Here is a 22,479-nt window from a genome sequence, read left to right as displayed (position 1 = left end):
GCCTCGGCCATGGCGGCGATCTTCTTGGTTTCGAGAATGCCGCCGGAGCGGCCGAGATCCGGCTGCAGGATGGTCGCGGCGCGGTTCTCGATGACGCGCGCGAATTCGAATTTTGTCGTCAGCCGCTCGCCGGTGGCGATAGGAATCGAGGTGCCGCGAGCGACCTGCGCCATCACCTCGGGCATGTCCGGCGGCACCGGCTCCTCGAACCACAGCGGATCGTAGGGCTCGATTGCACGGGCCATACGAAGCGCACCGGAGGCGGTGAACTGGCCATGGGTGCCGAACAGGATGTCCGCCCTGGTGCCGACCGCCTCGCGGATCGCCTTGATCATGCGGGCGGAGAGGTCGATGTCGATCAGGCGCGGCTGATGGCCGTCATAGGCCGTGTAAGGCCCGGCCGGGTCCAGCTTGACGGCGTTAAATCCCTGCTCGACATATTCCAGCGCGCAGGCCGCGGCCATGTCGGGATCGTTGTAGACGTTCTGGCCGTGGGCGTCTTCCGAATGGACGCTGCCGGTGTGCGGATAGAGATAGGTGTAGGAGCGCAGCGTCTCGTGCACCTGGCCGCCGAGCAGCTTGTAGACCGGCTTGCCGGCCTCCTTGCCGATGATGTCCCAGCAGGCCATTTCGAGTGCCGAAAAGCAGCCCATCCCGGAAACGTCGGGACGCTGGGTGAAGCCGGAGGAATAGACGCGGCGGAAGAGGTTCTCGATATCGTGCGGATCGCGGCCGATGAGGTAACGCTCGGCCATATCCTCGATCATCTTGGCAGTGACATGCGCCGAGAAGGTGGCGTTGTAGGCCTCGCCATAGCCGACCACGCCGCCATCGGTGGTGAGCTTGACGAAGATGAAATACTTGCCGCCGATGCCGGGCGGCGGGTTGCCGACAACCCAGGTCTTGACGTCGGTGACTTTCATTTCTGATCCTCCAGAACCCGCTCGGCGCCTTTCCATCCGGTGAGGATTGCGGCGGCGTTGGTGTTGCCCGTGATGTTGTCGGGAAAGATCGATGCGTCGATCACACGCAAGCCCTCGAGCCCATGCACCCGAAGCCGGGGATCGACGACGGCGCGCGAAGCGTCCGGACCCATGCGACAGGTCGAGACGGGATGGTAGACGGTGCCGGAGCGCTTCCTGAAATCCTGAATCATATCGGCATCGGAAGTAATTGACGGACCAGGCAAAACTTCTTCCTCGATGATCTCGGCCATCGCCGGCATCGAGGCGATCTTGCGCACGAACTTCACCGCCGCCAGCATCTCGTCGACATCGGCGTTGGTCGAATAGGCGTTCGCCGTGATCTTCGGATGGTCGCGCGGATCCTTCGAGCGGATCATGATCTCGCCGCGACTCGACGGCCGGCAATTGGAAAGTCCGATGGAGAAGCCCGGCCACGGATCGGGCGTCAGGATCGGGCGCTCGCCGCTCTTGGGGATGACGGTGGAGAAGGCCTGGAAATAGAGCTGCATGTTCGGCCGCGCCATCGACGGGTCGGTGCGGAAGAAGCCGCCGGCATTGTTCATCGACAACGACAGCGGACCGGAACGCAGCAGGATGTACTGCATGCCCACCAGCAGCTTGCCCCACCATGGCCGCAGGATCTGGTTCAGCGTCGGCAGCTTGCCCTTGAAGGTGTAGTTGATGCCGACATGGTCTTGCAGGTTGGCCCCGACATTGTCGTTGGCGTGGACGACCGGGATGCCGAGATCGCCGAGCAGCGCCGACGGGCCCACACCGGAGAGCTGCAGCAGTTGCGGCGAGTTGACCGAGCCGCCGGAGAGGATCACCTCGCGGCCCGCGCGGACCCTCTTGGCTTCGCCGTTTTGCTGGTACTCGACGCCGACGGCGCGCTTGCCCTCGAACAGGATTTTCGTCGCCAGCGCGTTGGTCTCGACGCGCACATTGTTGCGCTTCATCGCCGGGCGCAGGAACGCGCGGGCGGCGGACATGCGGCGGCCGTTCCTGGTGGTGATCTGGTAGACGCCGACGCCCTCCTGGGAGGCGCCGTTAAAATCCGGATTTAACGGCAGTCCGGCCTGCTGGGCGGCCGCCAGATAGCGCCTGGTCAGCGGATGCACCGCATTCGAGCAATCGGTGATGTGCAAGGGGCCGCCGACCCCGCGCCATTGATCGGCGCCGGCCTCGTTGTCCTCCAACGCTTTGAAAGCGGGGAGCAGGTCGTCATAGCTCCAGCCCGGATTGCCGGCGGCGGCCCAGGCATTGAAGTCCTCGCGCGCGCCGCGGATGAAAACCATGGCGTTGATCGAGCTCGAGCCGCCGAGCAGCTTGCCGCGCGGCCAGTGGTCGGCATTGTTGCCGAGGCCGGGATCGGGATCGGCCTTGTAGTTCCAGTTGACGGCCGGATCGAAGAAGGTCTTCCCGTAGCCGAGCGGCATCTGGACATAGAAGCGGCGATCGCTGCCGCCGGCTTCAAGCACCAAGACCGAGAAGCGGCCCGAGGCCGAGAGCCTTTCCGCGACCACCGAACCGGCCGAGCCGGAGCCGACGATAATGAAATCATAAGTCTGCATGATGCGCGGGCGGGCTCCGAGATCCGGCGCTTACCCTAGACATTGCCGGCTCACGTCGTCGCTGGGGCTTCCGGCATGGCTTGTGAAAAAAGCGACCGAGCCGCGACGCGTCCTTCGCCTTCAGCAAAGCTTGCGACATCGCGATGGCATTGGTACGGCTTCAGGAAGCAGCGGCTGGAGGACCCCTCATGGTGCACTACGCGGACGGCAAGCCGCTCGGCGACCTGACATTGAGGACGCTCGCCATGCCGTCGGATGCCAATGCCGCCGGCGACATATTTGGCGGCTGGGTGATGGCGCAAATGGACCTGGCCTGCGGCATCCGCGCGGCCGAACGGGCCAAGGGCCGTGTGGTGACGGCGGCGCTCAAGGAGATGTCCTTCGCCAAGCCGATGAAGATCGGCGACACGCTCTGCATCTACACCCATGTCGAGCGCGTCGGCCGCACCTCGATGACGCTCAAGGTCGAGGCCTGGGCGCAGCGTTATCTCGCCGACCTGATGGAGAAGGTCACCCATGCCGATTTCGTCATGGTGGCGCTCGACGGCGACGGCAAGCCGAAGCCGGTCCCAGCCGAAAGCTGACGGCGAACGATTCCCCGGACAGGCAGATTTGTAACAACTCTTGCGCGGGACGTGCGTCCGACGACGTCCGATGGTTGCTTCCGCGCCCGAGGGTGCGTGCCGCTGGAGGAAAGACAATGCGTCAACATATGCTGAACGGCTGGCTCGTGGCAGCCCTTCTCGCACTCGCCTGTCTGCTCGGCATAACTGCCTATGTAGAAGTGAAAAAAAGAGCTCCCGCGCACAGTGTGGATGCATGGCCTCGGGGCGGAGCAGAGTCAGGGAGCGATGCGCGCAATCTGCTCCTTGGCGCCGCGTGGCAGTACCACGTCAAAAGCCTGAATGGTCGTCTCAGACGCGACCAAAGCCGTCAGGGTCGGGCGGGGCACTAAAGGTTGATGTGCCCTCCGAATACGACAGGTCAAAAAGACTCAACTGCAGACTCCTTGCGCAGTCAGCAACGCTGCGACGCGATGCTTGCAACACGTTGAGCTTCAAGGCTTTCAGGGATGCTCGCCATCGAATTTCGCGCGTGCCGCGCGTACTCGATTGGTATTCTTTCGTGCCCATTCGCCGAGCGCGCCAACCGGCACCAGCAACTCGTGGCCGAGCTCGGTCAGCTCGTAATCGACGCGCGGCGGAATGGTCGGGAAAACCTTGCGCGTGACAAAGCCGTCGCGCTCCAGACCGCGCAAGGTGATGGTCAGCATCTTTTGTGAGATGCCGCCGACGGCCGTGCGCAATTCATTGAAGCGCATCGGTCCGCCGCCCAGCTTGCCGACCACCAGAACGGTCCATTTGTCGCCGACCCGTTGCAGGATTTCCGATACGGCCCGGCAGTCCTCAGTGTTGTACGGGTGCCTCGGTAACAAAAATGTGCCTCCTTGCGCGCCACTTTGTCAGTATCACATATAGCGCCGGTATCCAAACGATACCGAAATTCCCCCGCAAGGAGAGCCCCCTTATGTCCAAGCCCAAAATCGCCATTGTCGTCGGTTCGACGCGCGCCGCCCGCTTCGCCGACGTCCCGACGCAGTGGATCGCCAAGATTGCCAAGACGCATGCCGACATCGACGTCGAAGTCGTTGATTTGCGCGACTGGCCGCTGCCGTTCTTCGATGAGGTCGCATCCTCCGCCTGGGCGCCGTCGCAGAACGAGGTGGCGCAGCGCTGGCAGAAGAAGGTCGCCGAGTTCGACGGCTTCATCTTCACCGCGGCCGAATACAATCACGCGCCGACCGCCGTCTTGAAGAACGCCATCGATTACGCCGCCAATGAATGGAACAAGAAGCCGGCTGGGTTCGTCGGCTATGGCAGCGTCGGCGGCGCGCGCGCCGTCGAGCAGCTTCGCCTGATCGCCGTCGAGCTACAAATGGCGCCGGTCAAGTCGGCAGTGCACATCGCCTGGGGCGATTTCCTTGCGGTCCGCCAGGGCGACAAGAAGCTGGAAGAGATCGAACATCTGAACCAGGCGGCGGCGGCGCTCATCAATGACGTTGCCTGGTGGGCGAAGGTGCTGAAGGCGGCGCGCGCCGCCGACGCGATCGCCAGTGAAGCCCAGGCGGCTTAAGCCGCTTCATCCTCCCAAAATATCATCTACGGGCGGCGCTTGCGCCGCCCCTTTTATTTGCGGAAGCCTCGGTCGTTCGACAGAGGATCGCTCAAGGATTTCGCTCTGCTGCCGCTTTTATGTCAGACATACTGGAGAAAGTCGGATTTCAATTGGGCATCCTTCGGGCGCAACCTTAGGCGTTCGCGTGAAGCTTGAAACGCCGATCGTCGTGGAAATCCAGATATCCCGAATGGACGGGATCCGCGAGACGGCGGGATTTCATGTAAGCCTGCGCCAGGACATGCGGACCGCCTTCAATGGGCTCAACCTCGATCGGGACGCGCAGGTTGCCGGGCTTGCCAACGGATTCGATCCGGTCAAGCCCGGCCAGGGCGCGGTCGTCGACCGCGTAGAGCTCGCCCCTGACGTGGAAGCCGAGACCCGGTTCATTGAACATCATCGGAGCGAAGCGAGGTCCGGCAATCAGCATCGGGAAACGCTCACGGGTCCTGCAGGCACCGATGCACGCGGCCCAGGACAAACCCGCCTTGTGAAGAGGAAACCCTCTCTTCAAGGTTCCGAACACGAAGAGGTTGACGAGCATTCTCCGGAACGCCGGCCGAAGCGGAAGTTCATCCGTTTTCGCCATGTTCAGGGCAGGTGCAAATCCGCATGACTCAAGAATTCCCGATTATCCTGTCGACGGACGAAGCCGCGAAAGCCGAGGCCGCCGCGGCGCTCTATCGCTATAACGTCGCCATCACAGGGACGGACGACCGCATTCCCATAGGTGCCGTATTGTGTGATGGTTCGGGCAAAGCTTTGGGCGGCCTATGGGGAAGGACCGAACTCGGCCTTCTGTTCTTGGACATGTTTTTCGTGCCCGCGCATTTACGCGGTCTGTCTTACGGCGCCCGGTTGCTTGCCGCCGTCGAAGAAGAGGCAAAGGCGCGGGGCTGCAGACGCGCCGTCGTGGAGACCAGCAGCTTTCAGGCGCCTGGATTCTACATCCGCCACGCTTATGTGGAATTCGGCCGCGTTCCGTTCGGGTTCGATGGGCAGGCCCGCGTCTTTCTTCGCAAGGAACTGGCCTGAATCGACGTTGGGAAAACCCGGCAGATCCAGGCTCGCTATCGGCGCGCCATCGGACGGTGGCCGTCGGGCAGGCGGGTGGCGATCAGCTTGTCGATACGCCGGCCGTCGAGGTCGACCACCTCGAAGCGCCAGCCTTGCGCGTCCACGCATTCGCCGGTAGCGGGAAGGTGGTGCAGATGCGACAGCACATAGCCGGCCACCGTCTCGTAGTCGCGGTTCTCCGGCAAGTCGATGCCCAGCACCTCGGCCATCTCGTCAGCCTGCATGTAGCCGGCGAGCAGCCATGAGCCGTCCTCGCGTTTGACCGCGTTCTCTTCCTCGCCCGCATCGAGGTCCGAGCGGAAGACGCCGGTGATCGCTTCCAGGATGTCGGCGGGCGTGACGATGCCTTCAAAATGGCCGTATTCGTCATGGACGAGCGCCATGGGCACGTCCGATTCCCGCAGCCTTTGCAGCACGTCGAGCGCGTCTGCCTGATCATGGACAATTGGCGCGGTTCGCACATGCTGGCGCGGATCCAACACTCTGCCGGCAAGAAGGGCGGCCAGCACGTCGCGCGTCTGGATGACCCCTATCATGGCATCGACATTGCCGTCGCCCGCAGGCAGGCGCGAATGCTGGCTCTCCATCAGAAGCCGCTTGATGGCCGCCTCGTCGGATTGCAGGTTGATCCAGTCGACCTCGGTGCGCGGCGTCATCACGGCGCGCACAGCGCGGTCGCCAAGGCGCATGACGCCGGCGATCATGCGGCGCTCGTCGGATTCGATGGTGCCGTGATGCTCGGCCTCGGCGACCAGCATCTTGATCTCCTCGTCCGTGACCTTCTCTTCCGCCTCGCCGGCCTGGCCGAGCAACCACAAAACCGCGCGGCCGGAAATGTCGAGCAGAAAGACGAGCGGCGCCGATACCTTGGCGAGAATGGTCATCGCCGGTGCGGCGCGGACTGCGACGCGCTCAGGATCCCTGAGCGCGATCTGCTTCGGCACGAGCTCGCCGACGATCAGCGAGGCGTAGGTGATGACCGCGACGACAATGCCGACGCCGATGGGGTCGGCGATGTTGTCGCGGATGCCGGTCGAGGCCAAGTATTGAGCCAGTCGCTCGCCGAGCGTGGCGCCGGAAAAGGCGCCGGAAAGGACGCCGACCAGGGTAATGCCGATCTGCACCGAGGACAGAAACTTGCCGGGGTTGGAGCCGAGGGCCAGCGCGCGGCCGGCACCCCTGACATTGCGGTCGATCATCGCCTTGAGGCGGGCCGGCCGCGACGAGACGATAGCCAGCTCCGACATGGCCAAAAGGCCGTTCACCAGGATGAGGGCGGCCACAACGGCGATTTCGAGGTATAGCATGCGGCGTCAATAGCATTGCTGCGGTGCATTCGAAAATAGCGGGTTGGGCGTTTTTCGAATTGCGCGGTTTGCTGCTTCGAGAATGCCGGATGCGCTAGGGCAATTGCTTCAACACGCCAACCACCGCCATACCGTCGGTGAAATAGGGATCGCCGCCGCCGTTCCTGCCGTTTTTCGTCGCGCCGATCCCCGGGATCTCGCTGGTCGATGTCAGCATGCCTGCGGTGCTGAGATCGCCGATCAGCAAGTTGCGCTCGGCGTCGATGTCCGCGCCGATATGGTGAGTGATGGCACCGGTGTCGTGGCTCAAGCCGACGCCGCGGTCGAAGCTGGCAGCGCCCAGCCAGAGCGGGCGGCCGTCGTCGCCGACGGTATTTGTCTGCCAGAAGCGGACGTGGTGGCGCCGGTCGGCGCTGTCGCCGACGGGCTTTTCGAAAGCGAGGTCCTGGGCGCGGCCTTCAAACAGCAGGCGGCTGATCGGCGCATCGGGATAGGGCCGGGAGAACAGGACGCTCTCGCCGATGTCGATCGCTGTCCTAAGCGTGACGGCGTCGGCCGTGTCCCAGCCGGCCACGGCAAAAGCGTGGACCACCTCCTTCTCGGTGCCGATAAGTCCGACATTGATCGGGTCGCCGGGAATGCCCTGCGGCGTATGCGTCACCATCTCGAAGCGCTGTGTGCGGAAGCCGCGCTCCCGCCACGTCCAGAATTCCGGCGCAGCAAGGTAGGCAAAGCCAAGATAGAAAGCACAGAAAGCCGCCAGCCAGATCGCCGCGCGTCGCCTAAGGCTTCGCTCACCCACGAGAGACCACTCCCAAGCCTGTGCCCGGCCCACTCTATGCGGTGTTGGGCCGGTTGGGCAGTAGGCCGAAGGTCAGCGGCAGGCGCGGTAGCCGTTCCTGCGATTCTTGACGTCGAAGTGAAAGTGGTTCCGGTGGTCGTAATTGTAGCCCGGGCCGAGGACCGTGTTGAAATATTGGCAGCCGTCGGCGCGAACATTGTTGAGGAAGCCGCGGGTGCGGAACGCAAACAGGCCAGGCTTGCGAACGTCGATGTCGTTGCCATTGTTGAGCTCGATGCTCATGACGTCGAGCGCATTGCCCTTGCCGTGCTCCGACAAGACGCCCTCGCCGGCGATCTTGCGGCAGGAATAGCTCGAGCCCTGGTGGATCGCCCTGACGCCGGAGAAATAGCGCCAGCGGGCTGCCGGCACGAGCTCGTTCCTGGTCCAGGCGGCGAAGGTCGCGGCCATGTTGCAGGTCAGTGTCGCTGCCGGTTTCATCTCGACGCTGCCGATGGCTGAAACTTTCACCGGGAAATCGATGCCGCACTGGCCTTCGTGGATCGGCTGGATGTCCTGGTAAACGACGCCAAGCCGTTTCAGTTCATTGCGGCAGTCGATCTCGCTGGCCGGCATCTGCTCGGGCGAAGACATCGGCTCATCCATACGCGGATAGGCTGCCTGGGTCAGATAGGGATCGGACGGAACAAGCCTCTGCATGCCGGAATATTGCGGAGCCTCGGGCATGGCGGAGGTCTGGCTGCCGACGTCGACGGCCGGCTGCAGCGAAAAGACATCGCCGGTGGTGCAGGCCGAGACCGCTGTGATTGCGAGCCCCGTTGTCATTCTGACGGCAACGGAGCGCGCACGAGTGCTTAGTCGCGCCAAGGCGAGGCTGGCGCCAAATATTGCGGCCATCGAAAGGCATCCTGTCCCCGGATGGCACAAGTCTAGTCGGCAAGAGTAAAGGAAAGATCAGCGCCGGCATTCACGCCTGGGGCCGAATTGCGGCATCTGTTCTTCGCACCCACTCATTGGCAGAACCTTCCGCCATTCCGTCTCGGTTCGAGGTCGAAGTGGAAGTGCAGCGCATGGTCCGGATCGCTGCCTGGGCCGAGCACCGTCTTGAACGGCCCGCAGGCGGCCTTGCGGATCGTGTTCAGGAAGTTTGCATCTTTTTCGGGCGGCACCGGGCCGACCTCGATCGTCCTGCCGTCGGAGAGTGTGAAGGACGCGATGTCCAGCGCATTGCCGAAGGCGTGCTCCGAAAGCTTTCCACCACCGTTGCGCGGGCGGCAAACAAAGGCGGAGGCCTGGCCGATCGATTTGAGATCGGCGCCAAATTCGGCCTTCGCGGCGGGTTGGATGACTTCGACGGCAAATCGTGCCGCAGCCTCCGCCATCTGGCAGTTGAGTTCGGCTCCGGCGCCTATACTGATCGATTTTCCTAATGTTTTCATGACGATGGGATAGGGAATGGAGCAGCCGATCTCGGCGTCGTGTTCGGCCTTGTGCTCCTCGAATTCGACGCCGAGCGTCTTGAGGCGCTCACGGCAGGCAACCTCCTCCGCCGGCATCTTGTCAGCTGGCAGCTCAGCGGAGCGCGGATCGGGCAGTATTTTGTTGTCGTGGGTATCAGCCGGCTTTTCAGGTGGCTTCGGTGCGGCAGCGGGCGGCTTCGGTTCCGCGATGTCGGGTCGTTGCGTCGGAATCGGCACCGCAGACGGCGCCTCAGGTTCGCCTTCCGTGTCGGTTGACGGCTCGGTGGCCGAAGGCTCGGGATGCTGCCGCTTTCCCTCACGAGACTTTTCCTGATTGATCGGGTCGGATGCGTCAGCGTCCTTTGGACCGGCAGCCTTCTGCTCTTCCAGCGTTGCGGTGCCGGCCTTTTGCGCTTCCGCGGGCCGTGGTTCTGGCACCGGAGCATCGGCGGGCAAGATCGGCTGGTCCTGCGTTTGCTGTTGCGCCAGCTTTGGCGCGACTTGCTGCTTGCCGCGCGATCTCACGCGGTGCTTGCTCCTCGGCCGCAGTGGTTGATCCGCCCGCTGCGTCAACGGCTGCTCCATGCGCGGTGTCAGCGGCTGCCTGTGACGATGCTTGGCATCGGCCGGCGTGACCAGCAAAATCCCCGCCGCCAAAGGCAGCGCCAGTCTGCAAAATCCGGAAAAGCTCAGCCTCGCCATCGGCCGGAAACGGGCCGGGCATCGCAAGGTTGCCTTGAACGCCGCGGCGCTGCGATCAAAATCGGTTACCGGTTCGTTACGCGCCGATCGCCTCCAGGCCTTCCTCCAGCCAATCGGCGAGCTGCGGCAGCCCGAGCAGGTACTTTGCGGTGCGCTTGTTGGCGCGCTCGCGCGCGGCCGCCACCGCGTCGACCCATTCGGAAGCTTCGTAGTCGCCGCGGCCCACCCAGGCCAACGCTACGAGCTCGGCCGCTTCATCGACGTTGAGGTCGTTGATCAGCTCGCGGAACTCCTCCTCGGTGAGGTCTTCCGATGCCTCCTCGACAAGGCCGTCGTGATGATGATTGTCGTGCCTGTCGCCATCGAACTCGACCTCGTGCTCGGCGCCGTCGTCGTAGTCCTCGTTGACGGCTGCGCTCAGCGCCTTGGCCTTCAGGATGAACAGGCGCACGGTATCCGGGTCGATGGAAAGCTCCCATTCCTTCTCGAGGCGCTGCTGCACTGGCCTTTCTCCTCGTCGTGCGCTCGACTGATGATAGCGGATTTGCGGCCCGCGTGACATCCGTTCGCAGAGGCGATGCGCTCCCCGACCTCCAAATAGTTTGGCTTTTGACAGGTTTTCGGGATGAAACCGCATCGAAGCGGCGTTAATCTGCCGTTGTCACGCTCAAGGAGGCTCCGATGCGCAGACGTTTGCTTGTTCAGGTCTTGGCTGCTGCCGTTAGCCTGCCGCTGTTCGCGGCGCCTGCATTCACCGCCGGCGAGGGCGGTGGCGGTGGCAGCCAGACTACCACTCAATGCAAGAAGGGTCAGGTCTGGGACAAGAAAAAGAAGAAATGCGTCGTGCCGCAGTACGGCATGCTGGATGACGACAGCATCTACGAGGCAGGCCACGATCTGGCGATGGCCGGGCGCTACGACGAGGCGATCTCGGTGCTGACGCTCGCCGCCAACAAGCAGGATCCGCGCATTCTCAACTATCTCGGCTATTCGCATCGCCATTCCGGCCGTGTCACGGTCGGCCTCGGCTATTACGAGGAAGCGCTGCGCATCGACCCCGACTACACGCTGGTGCGCGAATATCTCGGCGAGGCCCATCTGCAAATCGGCGATCTTGCCGGCGCGCAGGAGCAGCTCAAGGAAATCGAGAAGCGGACCGGCAAAGGCTCGCGCGAATACGGCATGTTGTCAGAGCAGATCGAGCGTTTCCTGAGGAGCTGATTCTTCTCAGATGCTTTTCGAGGCCGGCTGCGAGCAATCGCAGCCGGTTTTTTGCTGCCGGCATTGCGGATTTAGCGCCGGATGGCCTTGCGAAAGCGGTGGTGATTTTACTGAACTTCATTTTTGAGCGTGAAAATCGCGCGGAGATCGCTATATTCAGGGAAATTGTGGTGAAACGGTTCCGTTAGCCCGAGGCTGCCGGACCGTTTTCTTTTTGTACCCAACGACAAGGCTATTCCCGAAAAGCGGGGGTAGTGGCAGGAAAGGTCAGGCATCATGATCAAGGTCCCGATGACAGGCGAGGGGTTCGCGTCATTGAAGGAAGAACTGCGCTGGCGCCAGCAGGAAGAGCGTCCACGCATCATCGAGGCGATCTCCGAAGCGCGCTCGCATGGCGACCTGTCCGAAAATGCCGAGTACCACGCGGCTAAAGAGTCGCAGAGCCACAATGAGGGCCGTATCAACGAGCTCGAGGACCTGATCGCGCGCGCCGAGGTGATCGATGTCTCGAAGCTCAGCGGCGACAAGGTGAAGTTCGGCGCCACGGTCGTGCTGGTCGACGAGGACACCGAGGAAAAGAAGACCTATCAAATCGTCGGCGACCAGGAAGCGGACGTGAAGTCCGGCCGTATCTCGATCTCCTCGCCGATCGCGCGCGCGTTGATCGGCAAAGAAGTCGGCGATGCCATCGAGGTCAACGCCCCGGGCGGCGCACGGGGTTACGAGATCGTCCAGGTGCAATTTATTTGAGGGCTAGACTGGCGTTTCCGATCTAAGCACCAGCAGCCGCTCTGCTTCAGCCATCACTTCGGCCGCCGTGACTTTGCCGCCGGCGGGCGCCAGCAGTGTCGATGAATAGGGCCCGCGCGGGCCGGTCAGGCCGGGCTCCGTCGCCAGGAATATGGCGACGGTCGGCAGGCCGAAAGCGCTGGCGAGATGGGTGAGGCCGGTGTCGGCGCCGATGACGAGCGTCGACCGGCCGAGGATCGCAGCGACATCCGCTAGCGGCGATTTCGGAACCAGCACCGTTTCCGGCACGGCGCCGGCGATCGCCTCGGCAAAACGCTTCTCCGCTTCGTTCGACCAGGTGACGATCGGTGTAAATTGCTGCGACACCAGTCGGCGCGCAGTCTCGACCCAGTCTTCGACCGGCCATTTCTTGTCTTCGCGGCTGGTGCCGTGCAGCAGGAAAGCCGTTTTGCCTTCGACGCCGGAAAGTCCGCCTGCCGGCGGCACTATGCCGGAGTTGAGCGTCGAGAGGTCCGCCTGATACCCCAGCGCCAGGCCGAACAGGCGTCTGGTGCGCTCGATGGCGTGCAACTTGCAGGGCACGGCGTATTTGCGCTCGTAAAGCAGCGTCGCCGAGGGCTCGCGGGCGCTGGAGCGGTCGAAGCCGGCGATCGGCGCGCCGGATTGCTTGGCGACCACGGCCGATTTCAACAGCCCCTGTGCATCGATAACCAGGCCATAGCGACCCGAGCGAAGCGCACGTCGCAGGCCGGCCATCTCGCGCCATGTGCCGCGGTCGAACGGCTTCTTGCGCCAGCGCCGGATCGCCACCTTGTGGATGGTTCCGATCGCGGGATGCAAGGCGACGATGGCGGCAAAGGCCTCTTCCACGCACCAGTCGAAGCTTATGTCCGGGCGATTGCGGAGCGCGTCCTCGACGGCCGGGAAGGTGTGGATGACATCGCCCATCGATGATGTCTTGACGATCAGAACCCTCATGCGGCCGCAGGAATTTCAAGCAACCGGTCGGCGGCGGCGGCGACCCGCGCGACATCGAGCGTCTTAAGGCAGTTGAGATGGCCGAGGGGGCAGACCTTGCTGTGGCAGGGCGAGCAGGAGAGGTGCAGCCAGATCAGTTCCGAACGATCGGTCAGCGGCGGCGTGTTTTCGGGCGAGGTCGAGCCATAGACGGCGATGATTGGCGTGTCGACGGCGGCGGCCACATGCATAAGCCCGCTGTCGTTCGAGACGGCTAGCTTCGCCGCGGCGATCAGGTCGATGGCATCCTCCAGCTTCGTCCGGCCGGCAAGGTCGACGGCGCCCGGCGCAAGCCTCGCGATCTCGCCGGTGACCTCAGCGTCATTCTTCGAGCCGAGCAAGGCGACGCCCAGGCCTTTTGCGATCATCCCGCGGGCTAGCTCGGCATAGTATTCGCTCGGCCAGCGCTTCGCCGGGCCGAACTCGGCGCCCGGCAACAGGGCGACGAATTCTTTTGCACCCAGCCCGAACCGCGCCAGCAGATCGGCCTGATTGGCCATATCGACGGTGAGCTTCGGCGGGCGAAAGGTGCCGCCGCGCGCCAGGCCGAAATAGGCCTGAGCCGTGCGCCGCTTCACCGCATCGGGCAGCGGAACGATGTCGGTCAGCAGGCCGTAGCGCATTTCCCTCAGATGGCCGACGCGGCGCGGAATCCGGGCGAAGAACGGGATCAGCGCCGATTTCCAACTCCCCGGCAGCACATAGGCCATGTCGTAGCGGCCGCGCAGCAGGCGACCGAAGCGCCTGCGGCTGCGGAATTCGAGCGTGCCGGGCATCAGTGGAAAGTCGATCTGGGAGCGTATTTCGGGCATGCGTTTGACCAGGGGCGCTGCCCAAGCCGGCGCGAGCACGTCGATGGCCGCATTCGGATGCTTTTCCTTCAGCGCGGCGAACAGGCACTGGGCCATGACCATGTCGCCCACCCAGCGTGGGCCGATCACGAGGATCGTTGGGCTTTCAGCCATTGGACATAGTCTCTGACGCCGGTTTCGACGGTGCGGAATTGGCCATTGTAGCCGGCCGCGCGTAAGCGGGACATATCCGCCTCGGTAAAACTCTGATAGCTGCCCTTCAGGTGTTCGGGGAAGGGAACGAACTCGATCTCACCCTTGCCGAGCGTGTCGATCACCGTCTCGGCAATGGCGCGGAACGGCTGGGCGCGGCCGGTGCCGCAGTTGAAGATGCCGCTTGAGCCCCGCTTCCATAGCCATAGATTGACGTCGGCGACGTCGCCGACATGGATGAAGTCGCGGCTCTGCTCGCCGGGGCCGAACCCGCCATAGGCGCCGAACAGCTTCGGGTTCTGGCCCTGCTCGACCTGGTTGAACAAATGGAAGGCAACCGAGGCCATGGCCCCCTTGTGCGCCTCGCGCGGCCCGTAGACGTTGAAATAGCGCAGGCCGGCGACCTGCGAGTGATCGGTGTCGAAGACATTGCGGCGGACATAGTCGTCGAACAGCTTCTTCGAATAGGCGTAGACATTGAGCGGCCGCTCGAATTCGGGCTCTTCGCGAAACTCGCTGCCGCCGCCATAGACCGAAGCCGAGGAGGCATAGAGGAAGGGCACCCGCAGCGCCAGGCAGGCGTGCAGCAGGCGCTTCGAATGAGCGTAGTTCACGTCCATCATGAACTTGCCGTTCCATTCGGTGGTGGTCGAGCAGGCGCCCTGATGGAAGACGGCCTCGATGCGGCCCAGCCCGCCATCCTCGAGCCGGGCCGGAAGCTCGTCCTTGTCGAGATAGTCGGTAATGCGGAGATCGGCCAGATTGGCGATCTTGTGGCCGTCGGTCAGATCGTCGACGACCAAGATATCGTCATGGCCTTCGGCATTCAGCGCGGCGACGATGTTGGAGCCGATCATGCCGGCGCCGCCCGTGACGATGATCATCCTTGTGAGCCTTGTTTCGTTGCCGATTCCGGCCCTTATAGGGGAGGCGCGAGCAGGTGTCGATAAAAGGTCCCCGGTTGTGGAGCATCGGCTACGACGAATGTAGGGATGGATCGGCAGAACGGCTCGCGAGATAAGCTCTGGCGCGCCGAACGGTACGTCTTCGGTCGAAGCAAGCTATGGTGCCTTTGAGGGCCGTGGCATGAGCCGTCGGTGTGCGTTCTTGCCGTTGGTATAGCCATGACATCCGATTTAAAGCCCGGCCTTCGCCACGTTCAAACCCTGCGGGTCGACGACTCCCTGACGGTTCCGGCAATGACAACGGCCTTTGCGGGTTTCGGCGACATGCCGCCGGTTTTCGCCACCGCCTTCATGGTCGGCTTCATCGAATGGGCATGCGTCGAGGCATTGCGTCCGTTCCTGAGCAGCCATGAGAGAACCGTAGGCACCCATGTCGACGTCAGCATGTCGCCGCGACACCCGTCGGCATGACCGTCACCGCCGATGTCGAGCTTGTCGCGGTGCAGGGGCGAACGCTGCGCTTCAAGGTATCGTGCAGCGACGAGAATGGATTGATCGGCGAAGGTTTCCACGAGCGCGCGGTCATCGACCATGACAAGTTCATGGCCCGCGTTCTTGCCAAATCAGGGCAGACCGGTTCGTCGCCACAGTGAGGCCGCAAAGCTCCCGCTTCAGTCGGCTCCTATCGTGAGGGTTCAAGATGCCGTCGACCGAACTGCTTATCGCCTTCTTCGTCACCACGGCTATCTTCGCCTACATTCCCGGACCGGCCATGCTCTATGCCGCCGCGCAGACCATGGCGCGCGGGCGTTGGTCGGGGCTGACGGCGGCGCTCGGCATCCATCTCGGCGGCTATGTCCATGTCCTTGCCGCCGCAACCGGACTGTCGGTGTTGTTCCATGCCGTGCCGCCGCTTTACATGGCGGTCAAACTTGTAGGCGCGCTGTACCTGATCTGGCTCGGTGTTTCGCTGTTCCGCGCCAAGATCGAGGGAAGCGGCACGCTCCCTGTGATCGAGCGAAAATCGGCGCGTCGCGCCTTTTTGGAAAGCATCACGGTCGAGGTGCTCAATCCCAAGACAGCCATCTTCTTCATGGCGTTCCTGCCGCAGTTCATCGATGCCTCGGCGACCTTTCCGGTTTGGCTGCAGTTCGTGGTGCTGGGAACCGTCGTCAACCTGATGTTCTCGTCGGCCGACATCGTTTGCGTCTTTCTCGCCGGCGCGATGATTGCGCGCCTGCGGCGCTCCGGTCGCGCGCAGCGCCTTATGCAGCGCGCAGGTGGCGCCGTGCTTGTCGGTCTCGGCGTCCATGTCGCCTTGCAGAAGAGCTGATTCGTCCGGCGCCTTGGCCGTGGGCGATACGGCCGCCGTTGCGCTGGCCCCGATTGCGGTATATCGGCATCGCGAAGAATGAAGAGCGCCGGTTTTCCGGCGCTGCAACCCCGATCAAGAACCGCCGTTTTCGGCGCGTGCCAGTGAGATGATCAAGCACCATCTGCCTTCCCCGGAGCCCTTGCATCGCACCATCGCCCACTTCGGCGAGGTCACCGTGCTGGTGGTCGGCGATTTCATCCTCGACCGTTTCGTCAACGGCGTCATCGAGCGGATCTCGCCTGAAGCGCCGATCCCGGTGCTGCATGGGCGGGGCGAGGTGGTGGCCCTGGGCGGCGCCGGCAACGTCGTTTCCAACATCGTTTCACTGGGCGGCGCCGCCATCCCGGTCTCCGTCATCGGCGCCGACCAGGCCGGCGACAATCTCATGCGCATGCTCGGCGATCTTGGCGCCGATACGGACGGCCTTGCACAGCGGCAGGACCGCATGACCTCGTCGAAGAGCCGCTTCAGCGCGCTTAACCAGCAGGTGCTGCGTTTCGACGAGGAGGAAATCAAACCGTTGTCCAGTGGCGAGCGGGCGACGCTTGTCGAGCATTTCCAGGCTGCCCTTGCGCGCGCCGATATCGTCATCCTGTCCGACTACGGCAAGGGCATCCTGCTCGACGGCGTGGCGGCCGAACTGATCGCGATCTGCCGCGATGCCGGAAAACCGGTGCTGATCGACCCGAAGGGCCGCGACTATGCGCGCTATGCCGGGGCGACGGCGGTCACGCCCAACCGCAAGGAACTCGGCGAGGCGGTCGGACGCCCGGTCTTCGGCGATGACGAGATCGTCGCTGCGGCACGCGACCTGATTGCCGCGCATGACTTCGAGTTCATCGTCGCGACGCGCAGCGAAAAGGGCATGAGCGTGGTCACCGCGGAGGATGCCCGCCATATCTCCACGCAGGCGCGCGAAGTGTTCGACGTCTCCGGCGCCGGCGACACGGTCATCGCCACCTTCGCGCTGTCGCTCGCCGCGGGCGCCGACCGGGTGCAGGCTGCTACAATCGCCAATGCCGCCGGCGGCGTGGTCGTTGGCAAGCGCGGCACGGCGCGGCTGACAGTGGAGGAGCTTTCCGGCGCGCTGTTCAGCTCGCATGGACCGGTCGCCCACAAGGACGCCATTCTCGACGCCAATGCGGCGGCCAGGATGGTGGCGGCCTGGAAAGAGGAGGGGCTGTCGGTTGGCTTCACCAATGGCTGCTTCGACATTCTGCATGCCGGCCATGTCAGCCTGCTGCACGCCGCGCGCAGCCGATGCGACCGGCTGGTGCTCGGCTTGAACAGCGACGCCTCGGTGCGCCGGCTGAAAGGGCCCGGACGTCCGGTCAACGACCAGCACGACCGCGCCTGCGTGCTCGCGGCGCTCGCCTCGGTCGATGCCGTTGTCGTCTTCGAGGAAGACACGCCGCTCAAGCTGATCGAGGCGCTTCTGCCCGACATCCTGGTCAAGGGCGCGGATTACACGATCGAGACCGTGGTCGGCGCCGACGTGGTGCAGAACGCGGGCGGGCGTGTGGTGCTGGTCGACCTCGTCGCCGGCAAGAGCACCACCAAAACCATCGGCAAGCTGCGCGCCGGCGGCGCGAATTGAGGGTTTCATGTCCGAGCTGAACGACTATCTGGTCCGCTCCGCGGCGGCGATCTCGGCAATGGTCGAGCGCGATCTCACCGGCGAGATGGAGCGCGCGGTGAGCGCGGTCGTGAAGGCGCTGTCACACGGCAAGGCGCTGCTGATCTGCGGCAATGGCGGCTCGGCGAGCGACGCCATCCACATCGCTGGCGAACTGGTCGGCCGGTTCCTTAAAGAGCGCAAGGCCTACAATGTCATCGCGCTGCCGGCCAATGCGGCGGTGCTGACCGCCTGGGGCAACGATTACGGCTTCGACACCGTCTTCTCACGCCAGGTCGAGGCGCATGGGTCGGAAGGCGCGGTATTGCTCGCCATCTCCACCAGCGGCAATTCGCCGAGCATCCTTGCCGCCGCCGAGCAGGCGCGGACCATGGGCATGACGGTGATCAGCCTCACCGGCGACACCGGCGGCAAGCTCAAGCCGCTCACGGACATCTTGCTCAACGTGCCGTCGAGCTCGACGCCGATCATCCAGCAGGGGCATCTCTGCCTCTATCACCACCTGTGCGAGGCGGTCGAAGCGCGTCTCAGCAATGGCTGACCGCGAAGGGGATTTTCCGCTCGTCGAGCCCGGCCTGTGGATCGAGCGGATTGGCGCCAAGGCGTTTGCGGCTGGCCTGCCGGCACTGTTTCTAGACCGTGACGGCACCATCAATATCGATACCGGCTATCCTGACGATCCGGACGCCATGGTGCTGCGCGACGGTATCGCGACTGCCATAGAAGCCGCGAATCGGCGCGGCATTCCGGTCATCCTCATCACTAATCAGTCCGGTATCGCGCGCGGCTATTTTGGCTGGGACGCCTTCGCCCGGGTCAATCAGCGGGTGCTCGAACTGCTTGCCGAGAAGAACGCAGCCGTCGACATGGTGCTGGCCTGCGCCTACCACGAGGCCGGTTCGGGCCCGCTGGCGATCGCCGATCATGCGATGCGCAAGCCCAATCCGGGCATGCTGCTCGAGGCAGGGCGCCGCCTCGGCCTCGATCTCAAGCGATCGCTGATCGTCGGCGACAAGCCGGCCGACATGGAAGCAGGCCAGCGCGCCGGCCTGGAGCGCGGCTGGCTTGTCGATGGTGAAGCCATGGCGATGGGCGGGCTTTCGGTTTTGCCGCTGCGCGGGGCGCAGGACCTGGAGAGCCTGCTGACCGCGATACGGTCGCTCTGATCCCACATTGATTCAAGATTGATCGCCAAATCGCTGTTTTTCCAGCGGCTTCATCGGAAGCCGGCGCATTAAGCCGGAAAGGCGACCAGCCCCTCGTCCTTGACCCGGCGGATGGTCAGCGCGGTGCGCACCGTGTCGACATTGGGCGCCGAGGCGAGCTCCTCGATGACGAAGGTCTGGAAGGTGCCGAGGTCGCTTGCCACGCAATGCAGCAGGAAATCGGACTCGCCCGACACCATCCAGGCATCGCGAACGATCGGCCAGCCCCTCGTCCGCTCGGCAAAAGCCTTGAGCTCGGCGTCGGCCTGATGGTGCAGGCCGATCAGGCAGAAGGCGACGACATCCATGCCGAGCGCCGGCGCATTGAGGAGCGCACGGTAACCGCGGATGATGCCGGCCTCTTCCAGTCGCCTGACGCGGCGCAGGCAAGGCGGCGCCGAGATGCCGACGCGGCCGGACAACTCGACATTGGTCATACGACCGTCACTCTGCAGCTCTCGCAGGATCTTCCAGTCGATGGCGTCGAGATCGGCTTTGAGCGGCATGATCGGCTTTCGCGCAAGAATCTTTCGCGATTTTGTAATTTGGTTTCGCGCGCGAGGCCATCCCTTTGCGATGATTTTTCTGCAACTGGCTGCGATATGGCCCTGTATACCGCTATGAAGCTTTCCGGGGACGAAGGCCAAGCTGCCTTGCTGGCTTGGCGGGCAGCACTTACATTACCGGCAACAAACCACGGCTTCGCGCCGCAGGGGACTTTTTCATGAACACCAAACACGCGCCCGTTCTCATCATCGGTTCCGGGCCGGCCGGCTACACCGCGGCGATCTATGCCGCCCGCGCTATGCTGAAGCCGATGCTTGTCGCCGGCCTGCAGCAGGGCGGTCAGCTGATGATCACCACCGACGTCGAAAACTATCCGGGCTTCGCCGATCCGATCCAGGGCCCCTGGCTGATGGAGCAAATGCTCAAGCAGGCCGAGCATGTCGGCACCGAGATCGTCAACGACATCATCACCGAGGTCGACCTCAACGTGCGGCCGTTCCGCGCCACCGGCGATTCCGGCACCGTCTACGCCGCCGACGCTTTGATCATCGCCACCGGCGCGCAAGCCAAGTGGCTGGGTATCCCGTCCGAGCAGACCTTCATGGGCTTCGGCGTCTCGGCCTGCGCCACCTGCGACGGCTTCTTCTATCGCGGCAAAGATGTCGCCGTGGTCGGCGGCGGCAATTCGGCGGTGGAGGAGGCGCTCTACCTCGCCAACCTCGCCAAAAGCGTCACCGTCATTCACCGCCGCAACGATTTCCGCGCCGAGCGTATCCTGCGCGAGCGGCTGTTCAAGAAGGACAATGTCCGCATCATCTGGGATACCGTCGTCGACGAGATCACCGGGCAGCCGGGCAAGGCACCGCTGCCGCCTTCGGTCGACGGCTTGAAGCTGCGCAATGTGGTGACGGGCGAAGTGTCGCGGCTGCAGGTCGATGGCGTCTTTGTCGCGATCGGCCATGCGCCGGCGGTCGAGCTTTTCATCGGCAAGCTGAAGCAGAAGCCGAACGGCTATCTGTGGACGGCGCCCGATTCGACCCGTACCGACGTTCCCGGCGTTTTCGCCGCCGGCGACGTCACCGACGATGTCTACCGGCAAGCGGTTACAGCTGCCGGGCTCGGTTGCATGGCCGCGCTCGAGGCGGAGAAATATCTGGCGGGGATCGAGGTTCACCGCGAAGCGGCGGAATAATCGATCGGCTGAAAAAGCCGTTTAAAAGCCTGATTTTTCATTCAGACGCCAAAGGCAACACGAGGGGAATCATGGCGCTGGACTGGGACAAGCTACGCGTGTTTCACGCTGCGGCGGAGGCTGGGTCGTTTACCCATGCCGCCGAAACGCTGCATCTGTCGCAGTCGGCGATCTCGCGGCAGGTCAGCGCACTGGAGCATGACGTCGGCGTGGCGCTGTTCCATCGCCACGCGCGTGGCCTTGTGTTGACCGAGCAGGGCGAGATGCTGTTCCGCACGGCACATGACGTGCTGATGAAGCTGGAGACGATCAAGTCGCGGCTGACCGAGACCAAGGATCGCCCGTCCGGCGTGCTGAGGGTCACGACAACGGTGGGGCTCGGGGCCGGCTGGCTGACCGAGCGCGTGCAGGAATTCATTGAGCTCTACCCCGAGATCAGCCTGCAGCTCATCCTCGCCAACGAGGAGCTCGACCTCACCATGCGCCAAGCCGATTGCGCCATCCGCCTGCGCCAGCCGCAGCAGCCGGATCTTATCCAGCGCCGGCTGTTCACGGTGCATTTCCACCTTTATGCGTCGCCTTCCTACGTGGCGAAGTTCGGCAAACCGGCCTCGATCGCCGAGCTCAGGAACCACCGGATCGTCACCTTCGGCGTGCCGGTGCCCTCGCATCTGTCGGAGCTGAACTGGCTGGAGACGGTGGGCGATTTCGAAGGCGGGCAAAGGGTGCCGACGCTGCAGATCAACGACATCCTGTCTATCAAGCGCGCGGTCCAGGGCGGCGCCGGCATCGCCATGCTGCCCGACTACGTCATCAACAAGGACTCGAACCTCGTCCAGTTGCTGCCCGAAACCGAGGTGCCGTCCTTCGACACCTATTTCGCCTATCCCGACGCGATGAAGAACCAGGCGAAGCTGCATGTGTTCCGCGATTTCATCATCGCCAAGGCGCGCAGTTGGTCCTACTAGCAGGACCTGCCGATGTTCGGGTGGTGCCGGCCTGACCTGGCCCACGACAGGGACTTAAGCGCGCCATGGCGTGGGGCAGCCAGCCGGAGACAGCGCGCCCGGGACGGAGACAAAGATCAAGGCGCTGCCGGCAATTGCCGAAAAAGTTCGCATCGGGCTCTCCTGCCGCAGAAATAAACGCGACCAGCCCAAGTTCGCATCATTGTGAATTTGCCGTATTTCGGCACCGGAATCTGACCCGGTTTGCATATCAGCGATCGCTTTCAGTCCGGAACGGCTCTGGATTCGGCGATTTTTTCTGGTCCTATCGGTTCTCGCGACGGATTAGACCACAGCCTACCTCTTTTTGCATGCGTGTGTTGCAAAATAGATGCTTGTTTCTTGAGCATGATGAGCACATATATAGTTCATCTCCAGGGCGCGTTCTCCTCCCATTAGCGCCCTCGAGTGTTCCCCTCTGGAGGTTAGCCCTAATCGGCACTTCCAATCAAACTCAGCCGGATCTTTATTGATCCGGCTTTTTTGTTGCGCCGAAGTCACGCCGACACCAGAAATGCGTGCGCGCGGCCCGCGTAACAGTGACATGTAACATCGGGTAACATGTCGCAGACGCACTCTATCGATTAGGTAGATCATAGGA

The 22,479-nt window shown here is 63.4% G+C and carries 26 protein-coding genes; 13 read left to right on the top strand and 13 right to left on the bottom strand.

Annotated elements, in window-relative coordinates; genetic code table 11:
- Both EOA32_RS13390 and EOA32_RS13385 read right to left on the bottom strand, forming a co-directional pair.
- On the bottom strand, positions 1 to 923 hold a 923-nt coding region (locus EOA32_RS13390), incomplete at its 3' end, for a mandelate racemase/muconate lactonizing enzyme family protein (RefSeq protein WP_145971292.1).
- Positions 920 to 2,536 carry a GMC family oxidoreductase N-terminal domain-containing protein gene (locus EOA32_RS13385; protein ID WP_128372001.1) on the bottom strand — a complete coding sequence of 539 codons (1,617 nt, stop codon included), beginning with the start codon at positions 2,534 to 2,536 and terminating at the stop codon, positions 920 to 922. The genes EOA32_RS13390 and EOA32_RS13385, both read right to left, overlap by 4 nt.
- 188 nt (positions 2,537 to 2,724) lie before the next feature.
- Here EOA32_RS13385 and EOA32_RS13380 point away from each other — a divergent pair, with 188 nt between their 5' ends.
- Positions 2,725 to 3,120: an acyl-CoA thioesterase gene (locus EOA32_RS13380; RefSeq protein ID WP_128372000.1), complete on the top strand. Its 396-nt coding sequence runs from the start codon at positions 2,725 to 2,727 to the stop codon at positions 3,118 to 3,120.
- Between the two features lie 482 nt (positions 3,121 to 3,602).
- Here the strand turns inward: EOA32_RS13380 and EOA32_RS13370 are convergent, their stop codons facing one another.
- Positions 3,603 to 3,971, bottom strand: coding sequence for a helix-turn-helix domain-containing protein (locus EOA32_RS13370; protein WP_066994462.1), 369 nt, complete (start codon positions 3,969 to 3,971; stop codon positions 3,603 to 3,605).
- 92 nt (positions 3,972 to 4,063) lie between these two features.
- Between EOA32_RS13370 and EOA32_RS13365 the strand changes: the two genes are divergently transcribed.
- Complete coding sequence (locus EOA32_RS13365) at positions 4,064 to 4,669, top strand: NADPH-dependent FMN reductase (protein WP_067326641.1); 606 nt, start codon at positions 4,064 to 4,066, stop codon at positions 4,667 to 4,669.
- 175 nt (positions 4,670 to 4,844) lie between these two features.
- Here EOA32_RS13365 and EOA32_RS13360 read toward each other — a convergent pair whose 3' ends face one another.
- Positions 4,845 to 5,255, bottom strand: coding sequence for a gamma-glutamylcyclotransferase family protein (locus EOA32_RS13360; RefSeq protein ID WP_245499262.1), 411 nt, complete (start codon positions 5,253 to 5,255; stop codon positions 4,845 to 4,847).
- Between the two features lie 56 nt (positions 5,256 to 5,311).
- Between EOA32_RS13360 and EOA32_RS13355 the strand changes: the two genes are divergently transcribed.
- Positions 5,312 to 5,746 carry a GNAT family N-acetyltransferase gene (locus tag EOA32_RS13355; protein WP_245499261.1) on the top strand — a complete coding sequence of 145 codons (435 nt, stop codon included), beginning with the start codon at positions 5,312 to 5,314 and terminating at the stop codon, positions 5,744 to 5,746.
- A gap of 35 nt (positions 5,747 to 5,781) precedes the next feature.
- On the opposite strand, the gene EOA32_RS13350 is transcribed toward EOA32_RS13355, so the two are convergent.
- The 5 genes from EOA32_RS13350 to EOA32_RS13330 all read right to left on the bottom strand — a co-directional run bounded on the left by EOA32_RS13350 (position 5,782) and on the right by EOA32_RS13330 (position 10,561).
- Positions 5,782 to 7,095 carry a hemolysin family protein gene (locus EOA32_RS13350; RefSeq protein WP_095777327.1) on the bottom strand — a complete coding sequence of 438 codons (1,314 nt, stop codon included), beginning with the start codon at positions 7,093 to 7,095 and terminating at the stop codon, positions 5,782 to 5,784.
- A 94-nt stretch (positions 7,096 to 7,189) separates the two neighbouring features.
- On the bottom strand, positions 7,190 to 7,897 hold the full coding sequence (locus EOA32_RS13345; protein ID WP_095777328.1) for an LssY C-terminal domain-containing protein: 708 nt from the start codon (positions 7,895 to 7,897) through the stop codon (positions 7,190 to 7,192).
- 72 nt (positions 7,898 to 7,969) lie between these two features.
- Positions 7,970 to 8,722, bottom strand: a complete 753-nt coding sequence (locus tag EOA32_RS13340; protein ID WP_245430589.1) for an extensin family protein — start codon at positions 8,720 to 8,722, stop codon at positions 7,970 to 7,972.
- A 185-nt stretch (positions 8,723 to 8,907) separates the two neighbouring features.
- Entirely contained in the window at positions 8,908 to 9,942 is a 1,035-nt protein-coding gene (locus EOA32_RS13335) for an extensin family protein (RefSeq protein WP_128372002.1), read from the bottom strand.
- Between the two features lie 193 nt (positions 9,943 to 10,135).
- On the bottom strand, positions 10,136 to 10,561 hold the full coding sequence (locus EOA32_RS13330; protein ID WP_067326696.1) for a DUF3775 domain-containing protein: 426 nt from the start codon (positions 10,559 to 10,561) through the stop codon (positions 10,136 to 10,138).
- Positions 10,562 to 10,740: 179 nt separating this feature from the next.
- On the opposite strand from EOA32_RS13330, the gene EOA32_RS13325 reads away from it, so the two are divergent.
- Positions 10,741 to 11,280 (top strand): tetratricopeptide repeat protein, encoded by a 540-nt coding sequence (locus EOA32_RS13325; protein WP_095781311.1) that lies wholly within the window; start codon positions 10,741 to 10,743, stop codon positions 11,278 to 11,280.
- Positions 11,281 to 11,556: 276 nt separating this feature from the next.
- Positions 11,557 to 12,030, top strand: coding sequence for a transcription elongation factor GreA (greA, locus tag EOA32_RS13320; RefSeq protein ID WP_027168132.1), 474 nt, complete (start codon positions 11,557 to 11,559; stop codon positions 12,028 to 12,030).
- A gap of 3 nt (positions 12,031 to 12,033) precedes the next feature.
- Here greA and waaC read toward each other — a convergent pair whose 3' ends face one another.
- From waaC to rfaD, 3 genes are read right to left on the bottom strand one after another with little or no spacing between them, the layout of a single operon-like run.
- On the bottom strand, positions 12,034 to 13,008 hold the full coding sequence (gene waaC, locus EOA32_RS13315) for a lipopolysaccharide heptosyltransferase I (RefSeq protein WP_128371997.1): 975 nt from the start codon (positions 13,006 to 13,008) through the stop codon (positions 12,034 to 12,036).
- Complete coding sequence (waaF, locus tag EOA32_RS13310) at positions 13,005 to 14,012, bottom strand: lipopolysaccharide heptosyltransferase II (protein ID WP_128371996.1); 1,008 nt, start codon at positions 14,010 to 14,012, stop codon at positions 13,005 to 13,007. The genes waaC and waaF overlap by 4 nt, the downstream gene beginning before the upstream one ends.
- Positions 13,985 to 14,935 (bottom strand): ADP-glyceromanno-heptose 6-epimerase, encoded by a 951-nt coding sequence (gene rfaD, locus EOA32_RS13305; RefSeq protein ID WP_095777334.1) that lies wholly within the window; start codon positions 14,933 to 14,935, stop codon positions 13,985 to 13,987. Before rfaD ends, waaF begins: the two co-directional genes overlap by 28 nt.
- Positions 14,936 to 15,148: 213 nt before the next feature.
- Here rfaD and EOA32_RS39250 point away from each other — a divergent pair, with 213 nt between their 5' ends.
- The 6 genes from EOA32_RS39250 to EOA32_RS13280 all read left to right on the top strand — a co-directional run bounded on the left by EOA32_RS39250 (position 15,149) and on the right by EOA32_RS13280 (position 19,133).
- On the top strand, positions 15,149 to 15,427 hold the full coding sequence (locus EOA32_RS39250; RefSeq protein WP_210214831.1) for a hypothetical protein: 279 nt from the start codon (positions 15,149 to 15,151) through the stop codon (positions 15,425 to 15,427).
- Complete coding sequence (locus EOA32_RS39245; protein ID WP_210214830.1) at positions 15,424 to 15,609, top strand: hypothetical protein; 186 nt, start codon at positions 15,424 to 15,426, stop codon at positions 15,607 to 15,609. Before EOA32_RS39250 ends, EOA32_RS39245 begins: the two co-directional genes overlap by 4 nt.
- 47 nt (positions 15,610 to 15,656) lie before the next feature.
- Positions 15,657 to 16,289 (top strand): LysE family translocator, encoded by a 633-nt coding sequence (locus EOA32_RS13295; protein WP_128371995.1) that lies wholly within the window; start codon positions 15,657 to 15,659, stop codon positions 16,287 to 16,289.
- A gap of 148 nt (positions 16,290 to 16,437) precedes the next feature.
- Positions 16,438 to 17,928 (top strand): D-glycero-beta-D-manno-heptose-7-phosphate kinase, encoded by a 1,491-nt coding sequence (gene rfaE1, locus EOA32_RS13290; RefSeq protein WP_128371994.1) that lies wholly within the window; start codon positions 16,438 to 16,440, stop codon positions 17,926 to 17,928.
- 7 nt (positions 17,929 to 17,935) lie between these two features.
- Complete coding sequence (locus tag EOA32_RS13285; RefSeq protein ID WP_128371993.1) at positions 17,936 to 18,508, top strand: SIS domain-containing protein; 573 nt, start codon at positions 17,936 to 17,938, stop codon at positions 18,506 to 18,508.
- The gene (locus tag EOA32_RS13280) at positions 18,501 to 19,133 is read left to right on the top strand and encodes an HAD family hydrolase (protein WP_095826547.1); all 633 of its coding nucleotides are present in this window, start codon (positions 18,501 to 18,503) and stop codon (positions 19,131 to 19,133) included. Before EOA32_RS13285 ends, EOA32_RS13280 begins: the two co-directional genes overlap by 8 nt.
- A gap of 68 nt (positions 19,134 to 19,201) precedes the next feature.
- Here the strand turns inward: EOA32_RS13280 and EOA32_RS13275 are convergent, their stop codons facing one another.
- Entirely contained in the window at positions 19,202 to 19,678 is a 477-nt protein-coding gene (locus tag EOA32_RS13275) for an Lrp/AsnC family transcriptional regulator (RefSeq protein WP_066994506.1), read from the bottom strand.
- A gap of 218 nt (positions 19,679 to 19,896) precedes the next feature.
- Here EOA32_RS13275 and trxB point away from each other — a divergent pair, with 218 nt between their 5' ends.
- Both trxB and EOA32_RS13265 read left to right on the top strand, forming a co-directional pair.
- Positions 19,897 to 20,871, top strand: a complete 975-nt coding sequence (trxB, locus tag EOA32_RS13270) for a thioredoxin-disulfide reductase (protein WP_128371992.1) — start codon at positions 19,897 to 19,899, stop codon at positions 20,869 to 20,871.
- 71 nt (positions 20,872 to 20,942) lie between these two features.
- Positions 20,943 to 21,839, top strand: a complete 897-nt coding sequence (locus EOA32_RS13265) for a LysR family transcriptional regulator (RefSeq protein WP_095777339.1) — start codon at positions 20,943 to 20,945, stop codon at positions 21,837 to 21,839.
- Positions 21,840 to 22,479: the final 640 nt, after the last annotated feature.

Source organism: Mesorhizobium sp. M1A.F.Ca.ET.072.01.1.1 (assembly GCF_004023325.1).
GTDB lineage: Bacteria > Pseudomonadota > Alphaproteobacteria > Rhizobiales > Rhizobiaceae > Mesorhizobium.
The sequence above is the reverse complement of the archived record's forward strand: the minus strand, read 5'-3'. Positions and strand labels throughout refer to the sequence as shown.